This window comes from Chloroflexota bacterium, assembly GCA_034717495.1.
Taxonomy (GTDB): Bacteria; Chloroflexota; Anaerolineae; order JAAEKA01; family JAAEKA01; genus JAYELL01.
Window position 1 is genome coordinate 1 of the sequence record JAYELL010000018.1, and the last position, 18,650, is coordinate 18,650.

Annotated in this window: 15 protein-coding genes and 1 pseudogene; 11 read left to right on the forward strand and 5 right to left on the reverse strand. The window is 57.5% G+C overall.

The annotated features are described in order from the left end of the window. Nucleotides 1-161 precede the first annotated feature (161 nt). Nucleotides 162-410, reverse strand: a complete 249-nt coding sequence (locus tag U9R25_04030; GenBank protein MEA3335053.1) for a hypothetical protein — start codon at nucleotides 408-410, stop codon at nucleotides 162-164. Continuing rightward, entirely contained in the window at nucleotides 391-1,839 is a 1,449-nt protein-coding gene (locus U9R25_04035) for an ABC transporter substrate-binding protein (GenBank protein ID MEA3335054.1), read from the reverse strand. Before U9R25_04035 ends, U9R25_04030 begins: the two co-directional genes overlap by 20 nt. A 485-nt stretch (nucleotides 1,840-2,324) precedes the next feature. On the opposite strand from U9R25_04035, the gene U9R25_04040 reads away from it, so the two are divergent. The 3 genes and pseudogenes from U9R25_04040 to U9R25_04050 all read left to right on the forward strand — a co-directional run bounded on the left by U9R25_04040 (nucleotide 2,325) and on the right by U9R25_04050 (nucleotide 6,251). Further along, the gene (locus U9R25_04040; GenBank protein MEA3335055.1) at nucleotides 2,325-3,338 is read left to right on the forward strand and encodes a L,D-transpeptidase family protein; all 1,014 of its coding nucleotides are present in this window, start codon (nucleotides 2,325-2,327) and stop codon (nucleotides 3,336-3,338) included. 300 nt (nucleotides 3,339-3,638) lie between these two features. Then, a pseudogene (locus U9R25_04045) lies at nucleotides 3,639-4,922 on the forward strand (citrate synthase). A 60-nt stretch (nucleotides 4,923-4,982) separates the two neighbouring features. Beyond that, nucleotides 4,983-6,251, forward strand: coding sequence for a citrate synthase (locus tag U9R25_04050; protein MEA3335056.1), 1,269 nt, complete (start codon nucleotides 4,983-4,985; stop codon nucleotides 6,249-6,251). A gap of 284 nt (nucleotides 6,252-6,535) precedes the next feature. On the opposite strand, the gene U9R25_04055 is transcribed toward U9R25_04050, so the two are convergent. The 3 genes from U9R25_04055 to U9R25_04065 form a co-directional block, all read right to left on the reverse strand. Then, nucleotides 6,536-8,005: a bifunctional UDP-sugar hydrolase/5'-nucleotidase gene (locus U9R25_04055; protein MEA3335057.1), complete on the reverse strand. Its 1,470-nt coding sequence runs from the start codon at nucleotides 8,003-8,005 to the stop codon at nucleotides 6,536-6,538. Nucleotides 8,006-8,683: 678 nt separating this feature from the next. Next, nucleotides 8,684-9,196, reverse strand: a complete 513-nt coding sequence (locus tag U9R25_04060) for a hypothetical protein (protein MEA3335058.1) — start codon at nucleotides 9,194-9,196, stop codon at nucleotides 8,684-8,686. A gap of 2 nt (nucleotides 9,197-9,198) precedes the next feature. Next, nucleotides 9,199-9,552 carry a hypothetical protein gene (locus U9R25_04065; protein ID MEA3335059.1) on the reverse strand — a complete coding sequence of 118 codons (354 nt, stop codon included), beginning with the start codon at nucleotides 9,550-9,552 and terminating at the stop codon, nucleotides 9,199-9,201. A gap of 174 nt (nucleotides 9,553-9,726) precedes the next feature. Between U9R25_04065 and U9R25_04070 the strand changes: the two genes are divergently transcribed. The 8 genes from U9R25_04070 (at nucleotide 9,727) to U9R25_04105 (ending at nucleotide 18,532) form a co-directional block, all read left to right on the forward strand. Beyond that, nucleotides 9,727-10,692: a DUF1385 domain-containing protein gene (locus tag U9R25_04070; protein MEA3335060.1), complete on the forward strand. Its 966-nt coding sequence runs from the start codon at nucleotides 9,727-9,729 to the stop codon at nucleotides 10,690-10,692. A gap of 73 nt (nucleotides 10,693-10,765) precedes the next feature. Beyond that, nucleotides 10,766-11,692 (forward strand): malate dehydrogenase, encoded by a 927-nt coding sequence (mdh, locus tag U9R25_04075; GenBank protein MEA3335061.1) that lies wholly within the window; start codon nucleotides 10,766-10,768, stop codon nucleotides 11,690-11,692. A gap of 14 nt (nucleotides 11,693-11,706) precedes the next feature. Beyond that, nucleotides 11,707-12,252, forward strand: coding sequence for a flavodoxin domain-containing protein (locus U9R25_04080; GenBank protein ID MEA3335062.1), 546 nt, complete (start codon nucleotides 11,707-11,709; stop codon nucleotides 12,250-12,252). Between the two features lie 88 nt (nucleotides 12,253-12,340). Then, nucleotides 12,341-13,939: a phosphoenolpyruvate carboxykinase (ATP) gene (pckA, locus tag U9R25_04085; protein ID MEA3335063.1), complete on the forward strand. Its 1,599-nt coding sequence runs from the start codon at nucleotides 12,341-12,343 to the stop codon at nucleotides 13,937-13,939. Between the two features lie 142 nt (nucleotides 13,940-14,081). After that, nucleotides 14,082-15,050: a GTPase Era gene (gene era / locus U9R25_04090; GenBank protein MEA3335064.1), complete on the forward strand. Its 969-nt coding sequence runs from the start codon at nucleotides 14,082-14,084 to the stop codon at nucleotides 15,048-15,050. Between the two features lie 62 nt (nucleotides 15,051-15,112). Further along, nucleotides 15,113-16,354, forward strand: coding sequence for a hypothetical protein (locus U9R25_04095; GenBank protein MEA3335065.1), 1,242 nt, complete (start codon nucleotides 15,113-15,115; stop codon nucleotides 16,352-16,354). A 10-nt stretch (nucleotides 16,355-16,364) separates the two neighbouring features. After that, nucleotides 16,365-17,702, forward strand: a complete 1,338-nt coding sequence (locus U9R25_04100; GenBank protein MEA3335066.1) for an MFS transporter — start codon at nucleotides 16,365-16,367, stop codon at nucleotides 17,700-17,702. Then, nucleotides 17,699-18,532, forward strand: a complete 834-nt coding sequence (locus U9R25_04105) for a metallophosphoesterase (protein MEA3335067.1) — start codon at nucleotides 17,699-17,701, stop codon at nucleotides 18,530-18,532. Before U9R25_04100 ends, U9R25_04105 begins: the two co-directional genes overlap by 4 nt. Nucleotides 18,533-18,650: the final 118 nt, after the last annotated feature.

Consider the following 18,650-nt stretch of genomic DNA (forward strand, 5'->3'; position numbering starts at 1 on the left):
ACGCCCCTGCCTACCGGGCGGGCACAAGGCCACGCCCCTACCTACCGGGCGGGCACAAGGCCGCGCCCCTGCCTACCGGGCGGGCACAGGGCCACGCCCCTACCTACCGGGCGGGCACAAGGCCGCGCCCCTGCCTACCGGGCGGGCACAAGGCCACGCCCCTACTGAGGTTGCACCTGAATATGCGGCGCGTAGAAGTAGTATCCCTGGACGGGGCTTGTTTCGTTGCGGGCCGCCGGCCAGTCAACATAATCCTGGAAACCGTGCTTCTCCACCTGGTCATAGAGGAACAGGGAAGGCGCCAGCTCGGCGATAAAGTCCTGCAGTTCGCGGTACTTGGCGAACCGTTCTTCTTGATCGGCCGTCGCCAGGGCATCTTCGATCGCGGCGTCATACTCTTCGTCGAGCAACCATTCGTTCTGCAGCCACTGGTTGGCGGTGTTGGTAATGATAGCGCTGGTAGAGCATGGTGCCGGCCTCGGGCAAATCGGCTGTTACGTAGATGGTGACGATATGGGGGCTGGTTTCCTGGGCGCTGGTATTATCGACGGTGCTCAGCCATGGCACCGAGACGACCTTGACGTCGATGCCGATCTCGGCCATGTTGGACTGGAAGAGCAGGGCAAACTTCTCTTCGTCCGGTACCTCGGAAACCCAGTGAAGCTCGACCGGGTTGTTGGCGAGATCGTCGGCGTACTGGCACTGGGCCAGTTCCTCTTTGGCCTTATCCAGGTCGCGAGAGAATACAAACACGTCAGGATTGTGACCGCCCACGCTTACCGGTACGGGACTCTTCGATTGTTGCGTGCCAGGCCACTCCAGCGACACGGCCGTGTCATAGTCAAAGGCGTAGGCCATGGCTCGGCGGCAGTGAACATCGTCGGTTGGGGCAAGCTTGGTATTGATCATGTAGTAGAACTCGTTCATCGTCGGGATGGCGGCGATATCGACACCCTCGATTTCGTCGAGGGCCTGCAAAGCCTGAACGGTCTGCCACTGATCGGTGATCTCCAGTTCCTGGTTGGCCATCAGGGTGCGGATGGTTACACCTTCGGTGGTGCCGATAAAGCGGACTTGATCGGGAGCATTGGGCGCAAACTCGCCCCACCAGTCCTGGTTTTTCTCCATGAGCAGGAACTCTTCGAGAGGGAACTCCTTGACCGTGTAAGGTCCGGAGCCTGCGTCGTTTACCAGCAGCCAGTCTTTGCCGAAGTCGCCGTGCTCTCCGTAGGGACCTTCAGCCGCCGTGTTGGCCTTCACAAGGTCCTCGTTCAAAACATACAGGCGCAGCAGGCTGGGGAGGAAAAGACCGCTGGGTGCCGCCAGCTTGAATTCGACGGTGTTTTCGTCGATGGCTGTGGCGCTCTCTGCATCGGCCAGCATATAGGCAAAGCCTTCGACGATGCTGGTCAGGCGGTCGAAGCTGTAGACCACATCGCTGGCTGTGAGTTCGCTGCCGTCATGGAAGGTGACTCCCTCGCGCAACTTGAAGGTGTAGGTCGTGCCATCATCGGAGACCTGCCAGGATTCGGCCAGCCAGGGGTCGACACCACCATCCGCATTGGGGAAGATGAGGGTATCGTAAAGGTTGATCAGAGAGGCAGAGCTGGAGAAGTCATTGCCTACGGCCGGGTCGATGAAAGTGGGCCAGGAAAAGGTTACCCGCAGGGCGGTTGGGCCCGCTTCTGCTGCGGGGGAATCTGCGGCTTCCTCGGCTGGCGCAGCGGGGGCCGTTGTGTCAGCCGGAGCGGATGGTGCGACAGCTGTGCAGGCGGAGAACATCAGAACCGCAACGAGCAGGAATGCTACTATTGCGTGGCGTTTTCTAAGGAGAAGCATCTCTTCACCTCCTACCGGGAAAGAGTGGAGCGAATGGTGTTTTCTGCAATTGACGGGTAATCGGGATATCTGTTTGTGTGCTCGGAAGGTCGCCTCCTTTTTTTGAATCGTGCGGCTCGAACCGCGAGTCTGGCGGGTGTCTTCGTCCACTGATTTAGGAGAGACCGGCGGCAGCGGCGGAGCCGGGGTTCGATGGGGTTACCTGCTGGCAGTGGTGCCAGAGTTTTTCTGCCGACAAGTCTGGTGCGATAAGATTGGCCCACAGGGGTATGGGCGGTCAGTATTGCTCCAGGTGGATCTCGAAGCACGGCAGAACAATCTGGAAGGAAAAGTAACCTAAAACCCCTTTTTGTCAACCGGGGTTTGGCGGTACCATCGCCTGTTGTTTGTCCCTTGTCGGCTACTCGGGTATACTCGTAAGGTGGGTATCACGATGTTTGCCCGTTCAACTGACGCGACTCCAACCATGATGTCGAGGCCCAGCCGTGAAATACTGGACAATCAGAATCCTCGTTGCACTCTTTATGTTGCCGGGATTCACGCCACTGGCAGCGCAGGCCGATGAGCCGATGCCTCCCCCGCTGGAGGAGACATTGCCCTTTTCCTACGCTCGAATCTGGGATAAGCCGGTGCCGGTCTTTCCTGCACCGGGCGATCCGGTCCGCATGAATCCCACAACTTATCTGTTGCCTCCCGACTCCTGGGTTAGCATCGATGGTGTTGTAGAGTCCGGTGAATGGCTCTGGTACCGGATCGATGATGGTGCCTACGTGCTGGCCAGCGATGTCTTGCAGCCGGCGCCGTCGGACTTCCAGGGGGTCGCGCTGGATGCAACCCCTCTCACCATGATGGGTTTCACTATCACGGACAATCTCAATGTACGGGTCCGTCCCAGCGCCGTTGCGGACAGCCCACCTTTGAGAACCTTGCCTCGTTACAGCACAATCAATATCCTGGGTATTGAAGAGGAGCCGGACGGCATCTGGTATCGCATCGGCCCGCAAGAGTTTGTGCACGGTGATTTCGTGCGCGTCGCCTATCCCGTGTCCCGTCCCCACGGCGTCGCATCGGACGAACGCTGGATCGCGGTCGACCTGGCTGAGCAGACACTGAGCGCCTATCAGGGGGACCGCCTGGTCTACGTGACGATGGTGTCCAGCGGTTTGCCTGACTGGCCGACCCAGGAGGGCCTCTTCCGCATCTGGGTCAAGTTTGGTGCGGGCAAAATGGAGGGAGGCAGCGTCGAGGGTGGCGACTACTACTATCTGCAGGATGTGCCGTGGATCATGTATTTCTCCCGCGAGATCGGGTTGCACGCTGCTTATTGGCACGATCGCTTTGGCACACCCCGCAGCCATGGATGTGTCAATCTGAGCCCGCGGGATGCCCTCTGGCTTTTCAACTGGGCCACACCTCACCTGCCGGACGCCACCAATCTGATTGCTTACCACGGCAGTCATAACCCCGGCAGTTGGGTTTACATTTTCAAGTCGGGCTGACGGCCTATTCGGCCGGATGGTGGGCAAGGAGACAAGTAGATAAGGAGACAAGTAGATAAGTAGACAAGTAGATAAGGAGACAAGTAGATAAGGAGACAAGGAGACAAGTAGACAAGTAGACAAGTAGATAAGGAGACAAGGAGACAAGTAGACAAGTAGACAAGTAGACAAGTAGACAAGTAGATAAGTAGACAAGTAGACAAGTAGGCCGTTGGAGATGCTTCGGCACGCCCTCAGCATTGACACTGACAAGGCCGAAGTCTCGTAGTAGTGATAGATAACCGAGCGAAAGGCAGACAAATGACGAACGATTCCCTGAATATTATTGACAATCGGACCGGGAGTTCCTACGAGTTTCCCATCACGGATGGAACGATCAGCGGTATGGAATTTCGGCAGATCAAGACAGATGATCTGGATTCTGGTCTCAAGGCCTATGATCCTTCTTTTCTCAATACCGCCTCCTGCCGAAGCAAGATTACCTACATCGACGGGGCCAAGGGCATTCTGCGATATCGAGGCTATCCCATCGAACAACTGGCCGAACAGTCGACCTTCCTGGAGGTGGCCTATCTGCTGCTGTACAACGAGCTACCTACGGAGGCCCAGCTCGACCAGTGGGTAAGCGACGTGAAGAGCGAGCTCTTTGTTCATGAAAACATCCGTCACTTCCTGGATGCCTTTCGCTATGACGCGCACCCCATGGGCATTCTGGTCGGCACGATCGCTGCTCTCTCTACCTTCTACCCCGATGCGCAAGACATCGATGACTTCCAGTCGATCAGGATGCAGACGCGGCGGTTGGTGGCGAAAATGCCCACGCTGGCTGCTTTTTCCTTTCGCCATTCAATGGGTTTTCCCTACGTGTATCCGGATAGTGAACTGAGTTACACCGGCAACTTCTTGAACATGATGTTCAAGATGGCCGAGATGGAATACAAACCGGACCCCGTGTTGGAACAGGCGTTGGATGTGCTCTTCATATTGCATGCCGATCACGAGCAAAACTGTTCCACCAGTACCATGCGCGTGGCGGGCAGTGCCCACGCCGATCCCTATGCCGCCGTGGCCGCGGCCGCCTCAGCCCTCTTCGGGCCACGACACGGCGGCGCCAACGAAGCGGTGTTGCGAATGCTCGGCGAAATCGGTGATACCTCCAACATTCCCGCCTTCATGGAGAGCGTCAGGCGGGGTGAGCGCCGGCTGATGGGCTTTGGCCATCGCGTTTACAAGAATTACGACCCGCGAGCCAGCATCATCAAGAAGGTTGCCCACGATGTCTTCGCGGTGACCGGTCGCAACCCGCTGCTCGATATCGCCGTTGAACTGGAGGAAATTGCGCTGAACGAGGAGTATTTTGTCCAGCGCAAGCTCTATCCCAACGTCGATTTCTATAGTGGAGTTATCTATCAGGCGCTGGGACTGCCCACCAGCATGTTCACCGTCATGTTTGCCATCCCGCGCACGATTGGATGGATAGCCCAGTGGCGTGAGTTGCTGCAGGATCCGGAGCAGCGTATCGCCAGGCCGCGGGAGTACTATGGCGGCGCCGGCAGGCGTGATTTCGTGCCGATCGCTGACCGGCAGGCGAAACAGGCAACGGCCGAGGAGGAGAACCAGGTTTCGGCCGAAGGAAATCTTACGGTGATCGATAACCGGACCGGCAAGAGCTACGAGTTGCCCATATCCGACGGAGCCATCAGGAGCATTGATCTGCGACAAATCAAGGTCGATGACGATGACTTCGGCATCATGAGCTACGATCCCTCATTTTTTAACACAGCATCCTGCCGCAGCAGCATCACCCATATAGACGGCGAAGAAGGCATCCTGCGCTATCGGGGTTATCCCATTGAGCAACTGGCTCAACAATCCACCTTTCTGGAGACAGCTTATCTCCTGCAGTATGGGGAACTGCCCACGGAGAACCAGTTTGATCAGTGGATCGACGACATCAACCAGCGGGGCATGATCCACGAAAATATCCTGGGTTTTCTGGACGGCTATCGCTACGACGCCCATCCCATCGGCATCCTCATCGGTACGGTCGCCGCGCTTTCCACCTACTATCCCGATGCCCTGGATGTCAACGATCCCGCCTCAGTTGAGCTACAGACCCGCCGACTGATTGCCAAGATGCCAACGTTAGCTGCTTTCGCCTATCGACATTCGCAGGGATTGCCTTTCGCCTATCCGGATGACAACCTCAGTTACACCGGTGATTTCCTGAGTATGATGTTCAAGATGACGGAGAAGGAATACGAGCCCAATCCGGTGCTGGAACGGGCGCTGGATGTGCTCTTTATCCTGCACGCCGATCATGGGCAGGCCACATCGACGACTACCATGCGTATGGTGGGCAGTGCGTTGGCCGATCCCTACGTGTCCGTTGCCGCGGCGATCGCCGCACTACGCGGGCCCAAACATGGTGGGGCCGCAGAAAAAGTATTGGACATGCTGAATGAGATCGACACCCCCAGGAATGTACCGGCCTTCATTGAGAAGATCAAACGAGAAGAACAACTTCTCATGGGTTTTGGCCACCGCGTGCATAAGAACTACGATCCACGGGCCAACATCACCAGACAGATGGCTCAGGAAGTGATCGAGGCAACCGGCTCCACTTTGAAGCTCGATGTTGCCAGGGAGTTGGAGAGGGTTGTGCTGGAGGATGATTACTTCATTGAACGCCAGCTCTATCCCAATGTCAATTTCTACACCGGATGCATTTACACGGCCGTTGGTTTGCCCAATGACATGTTCACTGTCATGTTTGCCATTCCCCGGGTGGCGGGGTGGATGGCCCAGTGGCGGGAACTGCTGCAGGATCCGGAACAGCGCATCGCGCGACCGCGGCAGATATATGATGGCGTTGCTTTGCGGGATTATGTGCCGATCGAGAAGCGGGGCTGAGGTAATTGTCAATGGTCAATGGGTGAATTGCCAATTGTCAATGCTCGGCAGTTTGCAGGAAATGAGCCGCAGCGCTGTCCTGCCCACTCCGGGGCACCTCCTCACGGAGCGCTTGCTACCTCACGGATCAGCTGCTGCCGTAGCGTGACGGCGAGCGCAGTCGAAGGGACCGGAATGAACCGCAGATGACGCTGATGAACGCAGGTGGACGCAGATCAATCCAAGAAAAGGATCAGAGAAGAACTACGCCCATCGGCCGAAGTAACTTCTCTGGTTTGTCCAGGCTAAGATGTGTACACCAGCCTGCTTTCAACCTTGCTGTTGAGGTTCTGATGGTGTCGAAGGTACTCCTCCAGGACCTCACGAATGGACGTGGTCGCGACGTGGGGTCCTGCAATTTCCCGCAGCTCCTGGCCGGTTATTCCCATGTTGGCGGCCGCATTGATCATATGAAATTCCTGAAGGCAGATGGTATATTGCTGATCGTCCCGCACAGGTTGACCGTCGATAGCCAGCGATTCCAGGCTCCTGGTGGTGTCGTTGTACACTGCCCTGACTCCCCGGCTGACCTGCTGGCACTGGCTTTCGCCTGGAATTCGGTTATCTGGCCGCATGATGTGCGTGAAGATCTGCGTTAGCTGTGCCCCGGTGACGGCGAATCTGTAGAGCGCCCCATCATAGGCGTAGATGCGCCTCAGGTCGCCCAATGTCACGATGGGACCCAGCTGGGTCCCTCGAATGGAACCGCTGCCGACGAAGGCTATATCTGCATGGGCACTTTGGGCCAGAATATCGGCGAACAGATTGCCCAACGCCGTTTCTTCTTCGCGCAGGGGATGGGTCAACTTCTGCGCCAACCGGCAGATCATCGTATTGTATTTGCGATCGACGACCTGCTGGAAGGTATCGATAAACGCCTGAAACTCCTCGTCCGGTTCAGCCAACGTGCTGTCCACCGGCAGAAGTTGCCATTGCCACTCGACGATGCTGTTGGTGTCGTCGTCCACGATGATGTCGAAGCGCCCTATCTGATCTGAACCAACGCCCGCCTGGGTGATCAAGATGTCGTTGATGATGGCAGGCTCCTCCAGAATCGTGTGGGAGTGCCCGCCGATGATCAGATCCACGCCCCACTCTGGATTGAGCATGGTTGCCAACCTCTTGTCCGATTCGAAGCCAATGTGTGTCAGGAGAACGGTCAGGTCGATATCCTCATCCTTGTAGGCATTGCAGATGCGGCCCGCCTCGTCACTGGCTTCCTCCAGGGTCAGGAAGGTGCCAATATCAGTATCCATCTTCAAAGCCTGTAGGATCTCCTGGGTGATGATGCCGATGAACATGATGTCGAATCCAGCCACGTTGACGATGTGATAGGGCTGCATCAGGCGCTTGTGGTACTGTTTGATGTACAGATTCGCCACCACGATGGGGAAGTTCGCCATCTTTTCCAGGAAGAGCAGGTGGCCCAATCCGTAGTCCAACTCATGGTTGCCCAGGGTAGCCACATCGGGAGCCAGGTAGTTCATCAGTTCCATGGTGGAAACGCCCTTGAATTCCGAATCGATCATGGAGCCCTGGACCATGTCGCCGGCGATGATGTAGAGAACGTTTTCCTCCTCCTGCCGCACCTGATTGATGTACCCTGAAAGAAGGGACAGCCCGCCGATCAGGTGGCCTTCGGCACCATCTAACTCGGCCTGGAAATCGCCGTGGATGTCATTTGAATGCAGGATCGTAAACCGTTTGGTATTCATCGTGCTTCTCCTTAAAGTACTGGAGTTACGCAGTTCGCACGCAGCGCCTGCGGTCCTGCGCAGGTGTACTGAGTGCGACCGAAGGGAGCAATCGAAGTGTGCGAACGGGTCAAATGACATCCTGAGCTTGTCGAAGGGCGGCATTTGACCCGAATTTTGCCAAGTGCGTAACTCCAGTCAATTTCTCACGTGCGACGCACTTGGTCCACAAAATCAAGCCGATATGGATAACAATCTGATCCAATGACACCTTTGGAGCCATATGGGCAAGTGCGTTGCATCTGCTTAGAAACTTGCCACGCCCATGACTACCAATCGTCATGGGCGACCTCGATGGACTCCCGCCTTCCCGGCGTTCGCGAGGATGACAGTGGGAGTGACGGATGCGTGAGTTTGTTGTACCGGCGCATCCCGCGACCGCCGTGGGATGGATCACTAGCTAACTCTCACCTCTCGGTGGCCTTACCTAGCTAGCTCACGCACCGTCTGCTGACGTCTCGCACCGCTTGCTAGCGTCACGGTACGCCTAGCTCACGCACCGCCTGCTGGCGTGCTGGCGTGCTAGGCCGCATCGTCTGCTGACGTCCCGCATCGCTTGCTACCTCACGGATCGGCTGCTGCCGTAGCGTCGCAATGACATCTGTACAGTTACAATTGGTGTTGATAAATCCGATCCTGCTACCGCTTGGCAACAGCTTTTAGTACCATGGCGATCCAGAAGAAAAGCCAGGCGGATAGGGCAATGCCGGCCAGCGGGATGATCGAAGGATTGAATACGGGCTCGTAACTGACCCCGTCCGGTGTAATCTTGATGTAACCGCGAGGGGTGGTGGTCGTGCGACCACCACCGCCGCCACCGCCTTCAGGGGTGATCGCCTCGGCGACGATCTCGTCGATCGTCTGCTCAAGCTCTTCTACATCTTCGGCCTCTTCAACGTCCGGACCTTTCTTTTCCGCTTCGGGGTCGCCCTCAGCCACAGCACTCGGGGCTGGTCCCTGTCCATAGCCGAATCCGTAACCGAAGCTGGCTGTGACCGACGCGACGGGAATTACAGTCAGGTCCCCCTCGGTGCTTGGTCTGCCAAAGACATTGCTGACCTGCATGCGGTCGATGATTCGTACAAGAGGTTCGGCTACTTCCTGGATCTGGCCGGCCACATCTAGCTGGCCGGAAACGTCCTTTTCCGTCATGATTACTTAACCTCCTCGGTTTCTGCAATTGCCCCTTTTTGGGGCTTGAATCGGATGGCCAACGTGAGCAGGCTACCGAGTATGCCGATCAGCAGCCCGGCAGCTGCCATAACGCGTAGCGATTCTGTTAGCGGGTCCACGATGGGAACGCGGTAGGACTCGTAGTCGCCCTTGTGGACCAGCACCTCCTGAGGTGAGAGCTGCAAGGAGCCACCCCCACCGCTGCCGTTCGCGCCGCCGCCGCTTCCGACACGGCCAGTGAGTTGTGCTACGGGGGTGACTGCCCGTTCACCGAACTGCAAGGGTTCTCCCTCGAGACGGCGGTCAATCTTCGAAATTGCCACCGGTATCTTCATTGCGTTGGCTCCTTTCTTTCCTGGCTGGCATCGTTTCGATCTGGCGATGACTGCTGGATTTCATTTCCCATTGTACCACAGATATCGCTCATCGATCTGTTGGCACTATCCCGGTTTTGCAGTCATCTGGTACCTGTTGTACAATGCATCCACTTCTTAAAAGGGAGTAGAAATTTGAGTGAATTTTTCTATGGTGGACAGGCAGTACTTGAGGGAGTAATGATGCGTGGCCGTTCTCATGCGGCCGTTGCTGTGCGTGACCCGGCTGGCGAGATCGTGGTTCACCAGGAGCCGTTGACAGCGGCAGTCTATACAAAACCCTGGGCCCGGTGGCCGTTTGTGAGGGGCCTGACTCTCCTCTGGGATGCCCTGGTCCTGGGAACCCGATCGTTAATGTGGTCGGCGGACGTCGCCTTGAGCGAAGAGGACGACGTCGAGTTTACAGGTCCTGTCGCCTGGACTACTGTGGCGATCTCCCTGGCAGTCGCAATCGGCATCTTTTTCTTCATTCCTGCGGCCACTGGAAAGTGGATCGAAAACCAATTTGCCTTGTCGCCGATCGCTGGAGCTTTCCTGGAAGGGTTCCTGCGGCTGGCCCTTTTCCTCGCCTATCTCATCCTCATCGGACAGATGTCCGACATCCGGCGTGTTTTTCAATATCACGGCGCAGAACACAAGACGATCAATGCCTATGAGGCCGGTGCACCGTTGACGCCGCCGTCGGTGTCGCGCTTTTCGGTCCAGCATCCGCGTTGTGGCACAAGTTTTCTGTTGATGGTGCTGTTGATCAGTATCATTCTTTTCGCACCTTTGCACTTCAATTTCCTGCCTGGCGCCTGGAGCTTTATAGCCAGGATGATATCCAGGTTGCTGTTGATTCCAGTGGTTGCCGGGATCAGCTACGAGTTTTTGCGCTATACGGCTCAACACCAGGACAGCGCCTTTATTCGCGCAGTGACGGCGCCGGGGCTTGCCCTGCAGCGCCTAACAACCCGAGAGCCCGAGTTGGATATGCTGCAATGTGCTATCGACGCCCTGGTTCCTGTTTTGACTGCCGATGGCATCGAGGTTGACGGCGTGACCAGTTCGGAGGTGTTGGTCGAGCCTGATACACTTGAAGAGGTGGCGGTACCAGCCTGAGGAACGGGGATCAAGTAACTGTCCCATTTCTGAATCGTAAGATGCTTAAACATTTTTCACGGAGGGTTGATCCATGCGAAATAAGATCTCCATCATTGGTGCTGGCTTCGTGGGCGCTACGGCTGCCCATTGGTGTGCCACCAAGGAATTGGGCGATGTAGTCCTTGTCGACATTGTCGACGGCATGCCCCAGGGCAAGGCGTTGGACCTCCTGGAGGCAGGCCCTGTCGAGGGATATGACCTGAACATTATCGGTACCAACGACTACAAGGACACGGCCGATTCCGACATTGTCGTGATTACCGCCGGTTTGCCTCGCAAACCAGGAATGACCCGTGAAGACCTGGTGGGAGTCAACTCCAAGATCGTGACCGAGGTCGTCCGGGAGGTAGCCAGGTACTCTCCCAAGGGCATCATCATTCTGGTCACCAACCCGCTGGATACCATGTTATATGTCGCCAAACGTGCCAGTGGTTTTCCCCGGGAACGGGTTATTGGTCAGGCGGGTGTTCTGGACAGCGCCCGTATGCGGGCTTTCATTGCCCTGGAACTGGGTGTCAGCGTCGAAAACATCCATGCCTTCGTTATGGGAGGCCATGGCGACGAAATGGTGCCCCTGCCTCGTTATTCCACGGTAGCCGGCGTACCCATTACCGAGTTGATGCCGCCTGAACGAGTCGAGTCAATCGTGCAGCGAACCCGCAAGGGGGGCGGTGAGATCGTGTCACTGCTGAAAAAGGGCAGCGCGTTCTTCGCTCCAAGCGCCGCCACCATGCAGATGGTAGAGGCCATTCTGAAGGACAAAAAGCAAATCTTGCCCTGCTCCATCTATCTGGAGGGCGAATATGGCCTGAGCGATATTTGCTTCGGTGTGCCTGTCAAGCTGGGCAGGGATGGCGTGGAAGATATCCTTGAGATCGAACTGAATGAAGACGAGAAGGCCGGATTGAACCGTTCGGCCGCGCTGATCCGATCCAGCATGGAAGCGCTGGACCTGTAAGGAGGCGAGGGAAGATGACCAGGTGTTTGGTCGTATATGCCAGTAAGTACGGATCCACCCGGGAAGTTGCTCAGGCTATTGCCGATGGCTTAGGGGCCGATTTGGCTGCCGCGGGAAGCTATCCGGATGTTCGCCCCTATGATTTGGTCGTTTTGGGGTCGCCCATTTATGGCGGTGATTATCGGGAAGCGATGATCAAGTTCGTTCGCACAAAAAAGAGTGCTCTGTCCAAGCGCATGATTGCTGCTTTCATCACTGCTGCGGCCGACTGGAAGATCGACCCGGGACTTACCGGCGATGAGGATGAACTGCTTTTCACCCAGGATGAGTATGCGCAAGGTCTGGCGCAGATGGCCGGCGGAGAGACCCTCAGTTTCAAGGGTTTCGGTGGCCGCCTGATCCCGGAGGATCTTGATGCGTCGGATTTCGAAATGCTGAGTTGGTTTTATCGCTGGTTGATGCGGGAGCCGTTAAGGGGCTTTGATTTGATCGACCTGCCAGAAGCCTCTCTCTGGGGCACGGAACTTCGGGAGATGGTTGGTATTCAGGAAGAGTCATAATCGGCCAATCAGGCAGCCCACTCAACTGGCCGGCGGCGAGGCCTTGGACAGTCGTGGCCTGACGAAATCATTCAGGAGGAATATCGAGATGCAGTATGGACAGGTGAGCAGCTACGGAATTGACAATCATGGTGTGTTAAACACCGGGGATATTCACTGGAATCTTTCGCCACCCAAGCTGGTGGAAATGGCAGTGCTGCGAGGCGAAGGAATCCTGGCCGAAGGAGGTCCCTTTGTCACGGTGACAGCGCCCTATACAGGCCGGTCACCCAACGATAAATACACCGTGAAAGAGCCCTCCACGGAGGAGAATATCTGGTGGGGAAAGGTCAATGTCCCCATCGCCGAGGAAGTCTTCAAGTGTCTTTACCGCAAGGTGCTGGCTTACTTTCAGCATAGGGACCTGTTCGTACGCGATGCCTACTGCGGGGCCGATCCCGATTACCACCTCAAGGTACGAGTAGTATCCGAACGTGCGTCCGCAAGCCTGTTTGTCTACAACATGTTTGTGGACCCTGACCCTTCGGAATGGAGCTACTTTGAGCCTGAGTTTACCCTGTTGCATGCACCAGGGCTCAAGGCAGACCCTGGCTTCGATGGCACCCAATCCGAAGCCTTTGTAGTGGTCAACTTCGATAAACGCATTGTATTGATCGGTGGCACCTCCTACGCCGGGGAGATAAAAAAGTCCATCTTTTCGGTAATGAACTACCTGATGCCCTTCCGCGGTGTTTTCCCGATGCATTGCTCAGCAAATCTGGGTCCCAAGGGTGACACAGCGCTCTTCTTTGGTCTCAGCGGCACCGGCAAGACGACCTTATCGGCGGATCCGAAGCGGGCTCTCATCGGGGACGACGAGCATGGCTGGAGCCCGAACGGCGTCTTTAATTTCGAACAGGGTTGCTATGCCAAGGTGATCCGTCTCAGCCCAACGGGCGAGCCGGACATCTACCACACCACAGGCATGTTCGCCACACTCCTGGAGAATGTCATTGTCGACCCCGAAAGCCGCAAACTTGATCTGGACGATGGCAGCATTACCGAGAATACGCGGGCTTCCTATCCCATCAACTATATTCCGAATATCGTGCCGGAAGGGCAGGCCGGACACCCCCAGAATGTGGTATTCCTGACTGCCGATGCCTTCGGCGTTTTGCCACCCATCTCCAGGCTGACTCCAGAACAGGCCATGTATCATTTCATCTCCGGGTACACGGCCAAGGTGGCAGGGACCGAGCGAGGCATCACCGAGCCAATGGCGACTTTCAGTGCCTGTTTTGGTGCACCTTTCCTGCCTCTGCATCCCTTCAAATATGCCGATATGCTGCGCGATAGAATGACGGCGCACAAGGCCAATGTCTGGCTCGTAAACACGGGTTGGACGGGCGGCCCCTATGGGGTTGGACACCGCATGAAGCTGGATTACACCCGAGCCATGCTGACCGCAGCGCTCAACGGGGACCTGGATGACGTCGAGATGGAGGTCGATCCCATCTTTGGCCTGGCAGTTCCCAAGACCTGCCCAGGTGTTCCCGACGAGGTTTTGGTGCCCCGCAATACCTGGGTTGACAAGGACGCCTATGACCGCGAGGCAGCCAAGCTTGCCCAGATGTTCCACGACAACTTCCAGCAGTTTGCTGACGAAGTACCGGAAGCAGTCGTCGAGGCTGGTCCGAAAGTGGCTTAATGCCAACCGAAGAGAGCATCAGAGTGTCGTGCACCAGCACGACCTTCTGTGCCGGTTGGCTGGTTCGTGCCCACATCAACGAACTGCCCGGTCCATCGGATCGGGCAGTTTTTTCGCAAATCAGAGCACGGGATCAAACAACATGAGCGACTATTCTCCTGAATTGGATGGCGACGAGCTTGGTCTGCTTCCTGATACAGAGGATCTGCCACCAGACCACCGGTCCGGTTTCGTCGCCGTGGTTGGGCGTCCCAACGTTGGCAAGTCAACCTTGATCAACGCCTGGCTTGGCCAGAAGATCGCCATTGTCAGTCCCAAGGCACAGACAACCCGCGACCGGCTCATGGGGATCCTTACCCGGCCCGATGCTCAAGCGATGTTGCTCGATACCCCTGGATTACACAAACCCCATCACAGGTTGGGTGAGTACATGGTCGATCAGGCCGAGCAGACTTTGCCTGATGCCGATGTCATATGTTTTGTGCTTGATATCAGCGTCGAGCCGACCTATGGTGACAAGATGATCGCCCGGAACATCCGGGATAAGGCGCCTGGGACCCCGGTGGTGCTCGCCATGAATAAAATCGATTTGCTGCCGGCGAAAAGGGTTGAAGCCCATGTGGCTGCCTATCAGCGTCTGTTCCCCTCGCACAGCGATTGGCTGGCATTTTCCGCCCTCCAGAAGGCGGGCCTCGCTGACCTGTTGGAAAAGACCATCGATCTTCTGCCGCTGGGACCTCGGTATTATCCACCCGATCAGGTGACCAATCTGCAGGAACGATTTGTGGTGGCTGAATTGGTGCGAGAGCAGGTGCTGCATGCCACTCATCAGGAGGTACCCCACAGCGTCGCAGTGGTCGTACAGGATTTCAAACGGCGGTCCGAGGAGATGACCTATATCAGCGTGACAATCTACGTTGAGCGAGAGTCGCAGAAACGAATCGTTCTCGGACGCAAGGGACAGTTGATCAAGCAGATCGGTCAGGCGGCCCGTCCTGAAATCGAAACGATGGTCGGGACCAGGGTCTACCTGGACCTGTGGGTGAAGGTTTGGGAGAACTGGCGCAAGCGGGAGGACCGCCTGCGCTGGCTCGGTTACGCGACGCCTTAGCAGCTGTTTCGAAAGGGGTTGAAGGTATCCCGTACCGGCTGCCGGTTGACAGGAGTGAATCGTTGCAGAAGTCATTACAGAGTGCGGCTATCGTAGTCGGCATCGCAGCAGCCATTTCAAGTCTGGTTGCTGCGCTCTTTTTCGCCGTTGCAGCTGTCGTCGGTAACGGTCAGACGCCCGCGGCAACCACCACCATACTATTGTCGATTCTGGCTCTTGGCTGGGGCATGGGACTTGGGATGGCACTGTCAGGTTGGCGGGCCCGGGAGGGCAAACCCAGTCCAGCGCTGCCGTTAATGCGGCCCTGGGTGCCATTGCTTCTGATGGTTCCCCTGTTGTTAATGGGCGAGTTCATCAAAGGCGGGGCGCTGGCACCGATCCTGATTCCTCCCATCCACGTGGTTGTTTCTCTTCTGCCCGCGCTGGCTGTTGCCGGCATCGCTATCCGGCCACTGCAACGAGCCGGAATGACCATGCGGCTGCGCGATCTTATCGTGAATCTGGCTTTTGGAGCGCTGGTCGCTACCGGGCTTGCCATTGTTGTGGAAGGGATCGCAAGTTTATCTGCCCTCTTTGCGGGCGCCGCCGGGGCCATGCTATTGCCGGGCGGAGACGAGGCGTTGCAGGAGTTGTTTCAAGCGGTGGAACAGGTCACCGTAGCAGAGGATCCGACACAATTTCTCTCGATGGTGTACTCACCGGCGCTGGTGCTGGCACTCGGAATCGTGGTAGCGGTGATCACACCACTGATCGAGGAGGTCTGTAAGTCCCTTGGCGTGCTGCTGACCGGGTCCGCCTGGCCCGGATTAACCCGAAGCCATGCCTTCGCCCTGGGCGTGCTGGCCGGTGCAGGTTTCAGTCTGACGGAAGCGCTCTTCAATGGCGCCATTGGTTTGCCCGACGTCTGGGCCGGATTGGTCGCCCTGCGGGGTGGCACCGCGGTTATCCATGCCCTGTCAACCGGGCTCATGGGGCTCGCCTGGTATGAGATCCTGCGTCGCCCGGCGCAGCCATTGCGCTTTGCAGGGTTTGCCGCGGCCGGCATCTGTCTGCACGGTTTCTGGAATACGCTTGGCGGCTTGAACGCGTTGACCGGCATCCAGGCCATGATCGGTGATCCGGCCGACCCGCTTGCATCGATATCTGGCTTGGCCGTTGTGACAGGGGGACTGTTGGCCATGACCTTTGCCGTTGCGCTGGTCATCCTGGTGATGTTACCCAATCGACTGGCGCAGGAGTCGGGTCTGGAGGGCGTTTCTGTGCCTTGCCATGAGCCCGTTCCACTGGCCAGGGCGGGTGAGTAGTAGCTGAACCATGATGCAGCCAAGCGACAGGCAGCCATCGAAGAGCGAAGCCTCCATGGCGCTTGCCGGATTCATTAACCTCAGTGCGGCCTGGTTCGGGCTGTCCTACCTCTGGAGTGGCCTGCACGCGATTCTGCTTCCCCTCATGCTGATCGGCCTGGTGCCGGAGGCGTTCAAGAACACCTTTCTGGGGGTCCTGACCTTCGCTGGCTTGATCATGGCCATGTTGACCCAGCCCATCGCCGGCGCAATCAGCGATCGCAGCGGGTTGTTTGGCCGCTTTGGCAAGCGCCGACCCTGGATGGTTCTGGGCACAGGCGCTGATTTGATCTTCCTGTTGTTGTTGGGGCTTGCGACTCAGTTTTGGTGGCTGCTACTGGCTTATGTGGGTTTGCAGATCGCCTCCAGTTTTGCCGAGGCTTCTCTCCAGGGATTGTTGCCGGACCTGGTGCCCAACGAGCAGAGAGGACGCGGCTCCGGGTACAAGAATGCCGCACAGATTGCGGGCTTTGTTGCCGGGGTTGGTATCGGTGGCTTCCTGGCAGGACGGGGGCAGATCAGGGAAGCCTTGCTGGCCACCGGCATCATTCTGGTTGGCACGACGGCCTGGACCAGCCTGGGAGTCCACGAGGAACCGGTGGCTCGTGCCAGAACCAAATCCCTGAGCATGGCGGCGGCCCTGCGAACCCTGTTCATCGACAGCTTTCGGATAGACCAGGGAGCGGCTCCCGGCTATCTTCGCCTGTTGGCTGGACGTGGTTTGCTGATGGCTGGTTTTTTTGCCTTGCAGGGATTCGCCCAGTATTTTGTTGCCGACGTCATGCCGGTCGAAAACCCGGCAGCTACGACAGCGTTTCTGATGGCCGTCATGGGGGCCGCAATCTTTTTGCTTGCCGTGCCCACCGGCGTTCTGGCTGATCGCTACGGACGACGCCCTCTCAACCTTGTTTCCGGCCTGCTGGGCGCTGCTGCTGCCCTGAGCCTGGTATTCGTTGGTAACGTCGCTCAATTGATTATTGCAGGTGGATTCGTGGGCGCGTCCGCCGGAATCTTCCTGAGTGTGAACTGGGCATGGGCTGCCGATCTGGTGCCACCCGACGAGGCGGGGCGTTACCTGGGGTTGGGCAACCTGGCGACCGCCGGCGCCAGCGCATTCTCCCGCCTGTTTGCAGGACCTATCATCGATGCAGGCAATGCGTTACAGATCGGCCTGGGATATCATGTACTTTTCGGTATTTTGGCGGTCGGCATGGTCGCAGGTACCTACTTGTTGGCCGGCGTTCCGGAGACACGGGGGATGGTCGCGGAACCGGCCAGAGAGATTCTGCGCCGGGAAGGCCCCGAATGACCCTGAGTCGACGAGCTTTCCTGGGGCTCATGGCGGTAGCAGCACTGCCTGTGGCAACAGGTGGGCTGTGGTCCACCCAGGTCGAACCAAACTGGGTCGCCGTGGAGCGAATAGCGCTGAGGCTGCGCCGTCTTCCAGCCAGGCTTGACGGGTTGAGAATCGCCCAGTTGAGCGATCTTCATATCAGCCCCCTCGTGTCCCAGGGGGATATTGCCCGTGCTGTGGCATTGACCCTCGATCAGGCCGCCGATCTGATCGTTTTGACCGGGGATTTCATCTGGCATGACGCCAGTTTCGCCGATCAACTGGTAGCGCCCCTGCGGGGACTGACGGCGCCTCTGGGTGTCTATGCAATCTTCGGCAATCATGACCATTGGCACGGGGCAGGCCGGGTGGCCGATTCTCTGCAGGCTGCCGGTATTGACCTGCTGGAGAATCGGGCGCTCAGGTTGGAGACGGGCACTGACCCACTATGGTTGGCCGGGGTAGATGATATCTGGGAGGAGCGCCAGGATCTGGCCCTGACGCTGCGAAATGTGCCTGAGGATCAATGTACGGTGTTGCTGGCCCATGAGCCTGATTTTGGCGATGAGGCAGCAACCTATCCGGTGGATCTGCAGCTTTCCGGTCATAGCCATGGCGGACAGATCCGCTTGCCATTCGTCGGTGCGCCGGTATTGCCCTACCTTGGCAGGAAATACCCCATCGGGTTGTACCAGGTAGGGGATATGGCACTGTACACCAACCGCGGCATCGGGCTAATTGCCCCGCCAGTGCGTCTGAATTGCCGCCCCGAGATCACGGTGTTGACTCTGCGGGCGGGGGGATAGGCTAAGGATGAGCCTACAGAAGACCGCAGGCGACGGACGGCGGAGACGCGGAGACACGGAGACACGGGGACGCGGAGATGCGGAGACACGGGGACGCGGAGACGCGGGGACGCGGGGA

Coding starts and splice junctions, on each gene's coding strand:
- U9R25_04035 (MEA3335054.1), bottom strand. CDS start 1,839: ATGCTTCTCCTTAGAAAACGCCACGCAATAGTAGCATTCCTGCTCGTT.
- U9R25_04080 (MEA3335062.1), top strand. CDS start 11,707: ATGACCAGGTGTTTGGTCGTATATGCCAGTAAGTACGGATCCACCCGG.
- era (MEA3335064.1), top strand. CDS start 14,082: ATGAGCGACTATTCTCCTGAATTGGATGGCGACGAGCTTGGTCTGCTT.
- U9R25_04100 (MEA3335066.1), top strand. CDS start 16,365: ATGATGCAGCCAAGCGACAGGCAGCCATCGAAGAGCGAAGCCTCCATG.
- U9R25_04105 (MEA3335067.1), top strand. CDS start 17,699: ATGACCCTGAGTCGACGAGCTTTCCTGGGGCTCATGGCGGTAGCAGCA.
- mdh (MEA3335061.1), top strand. CDS start 10,766: ATGCGAAATAAGATCTCCATCATTGGTGCTGGCTTCGTGGGCGCTACG.
- U9R25_04055 (MEA3335057.1), bottom strand. CDS start 8,005: ATGAATACCAAACGGTTTACGATCCTGCATTCAAATGACATCCACGGC.
- pckA (MEA3335063.1), top strand. CDS start 12,341: ATGCAGTATGGACAGGTGAGCAGCTACGGAATTGACAATCATGGTGTG.
- U9R25_04060 (MEA3335058.1), bottom strand. CDS start 9,196: ATGACGGAAAAGGACGTTTCCGGCCAGCTAGATGTGGCCGGCCAGATC.
- U9R25_04065 (MEA3335059.1), bottom strand. CDS start 9,552: ATGAAGATACCGGTGGCAATTTCGAAGATTGACCGCCGTCTCGAGGGA.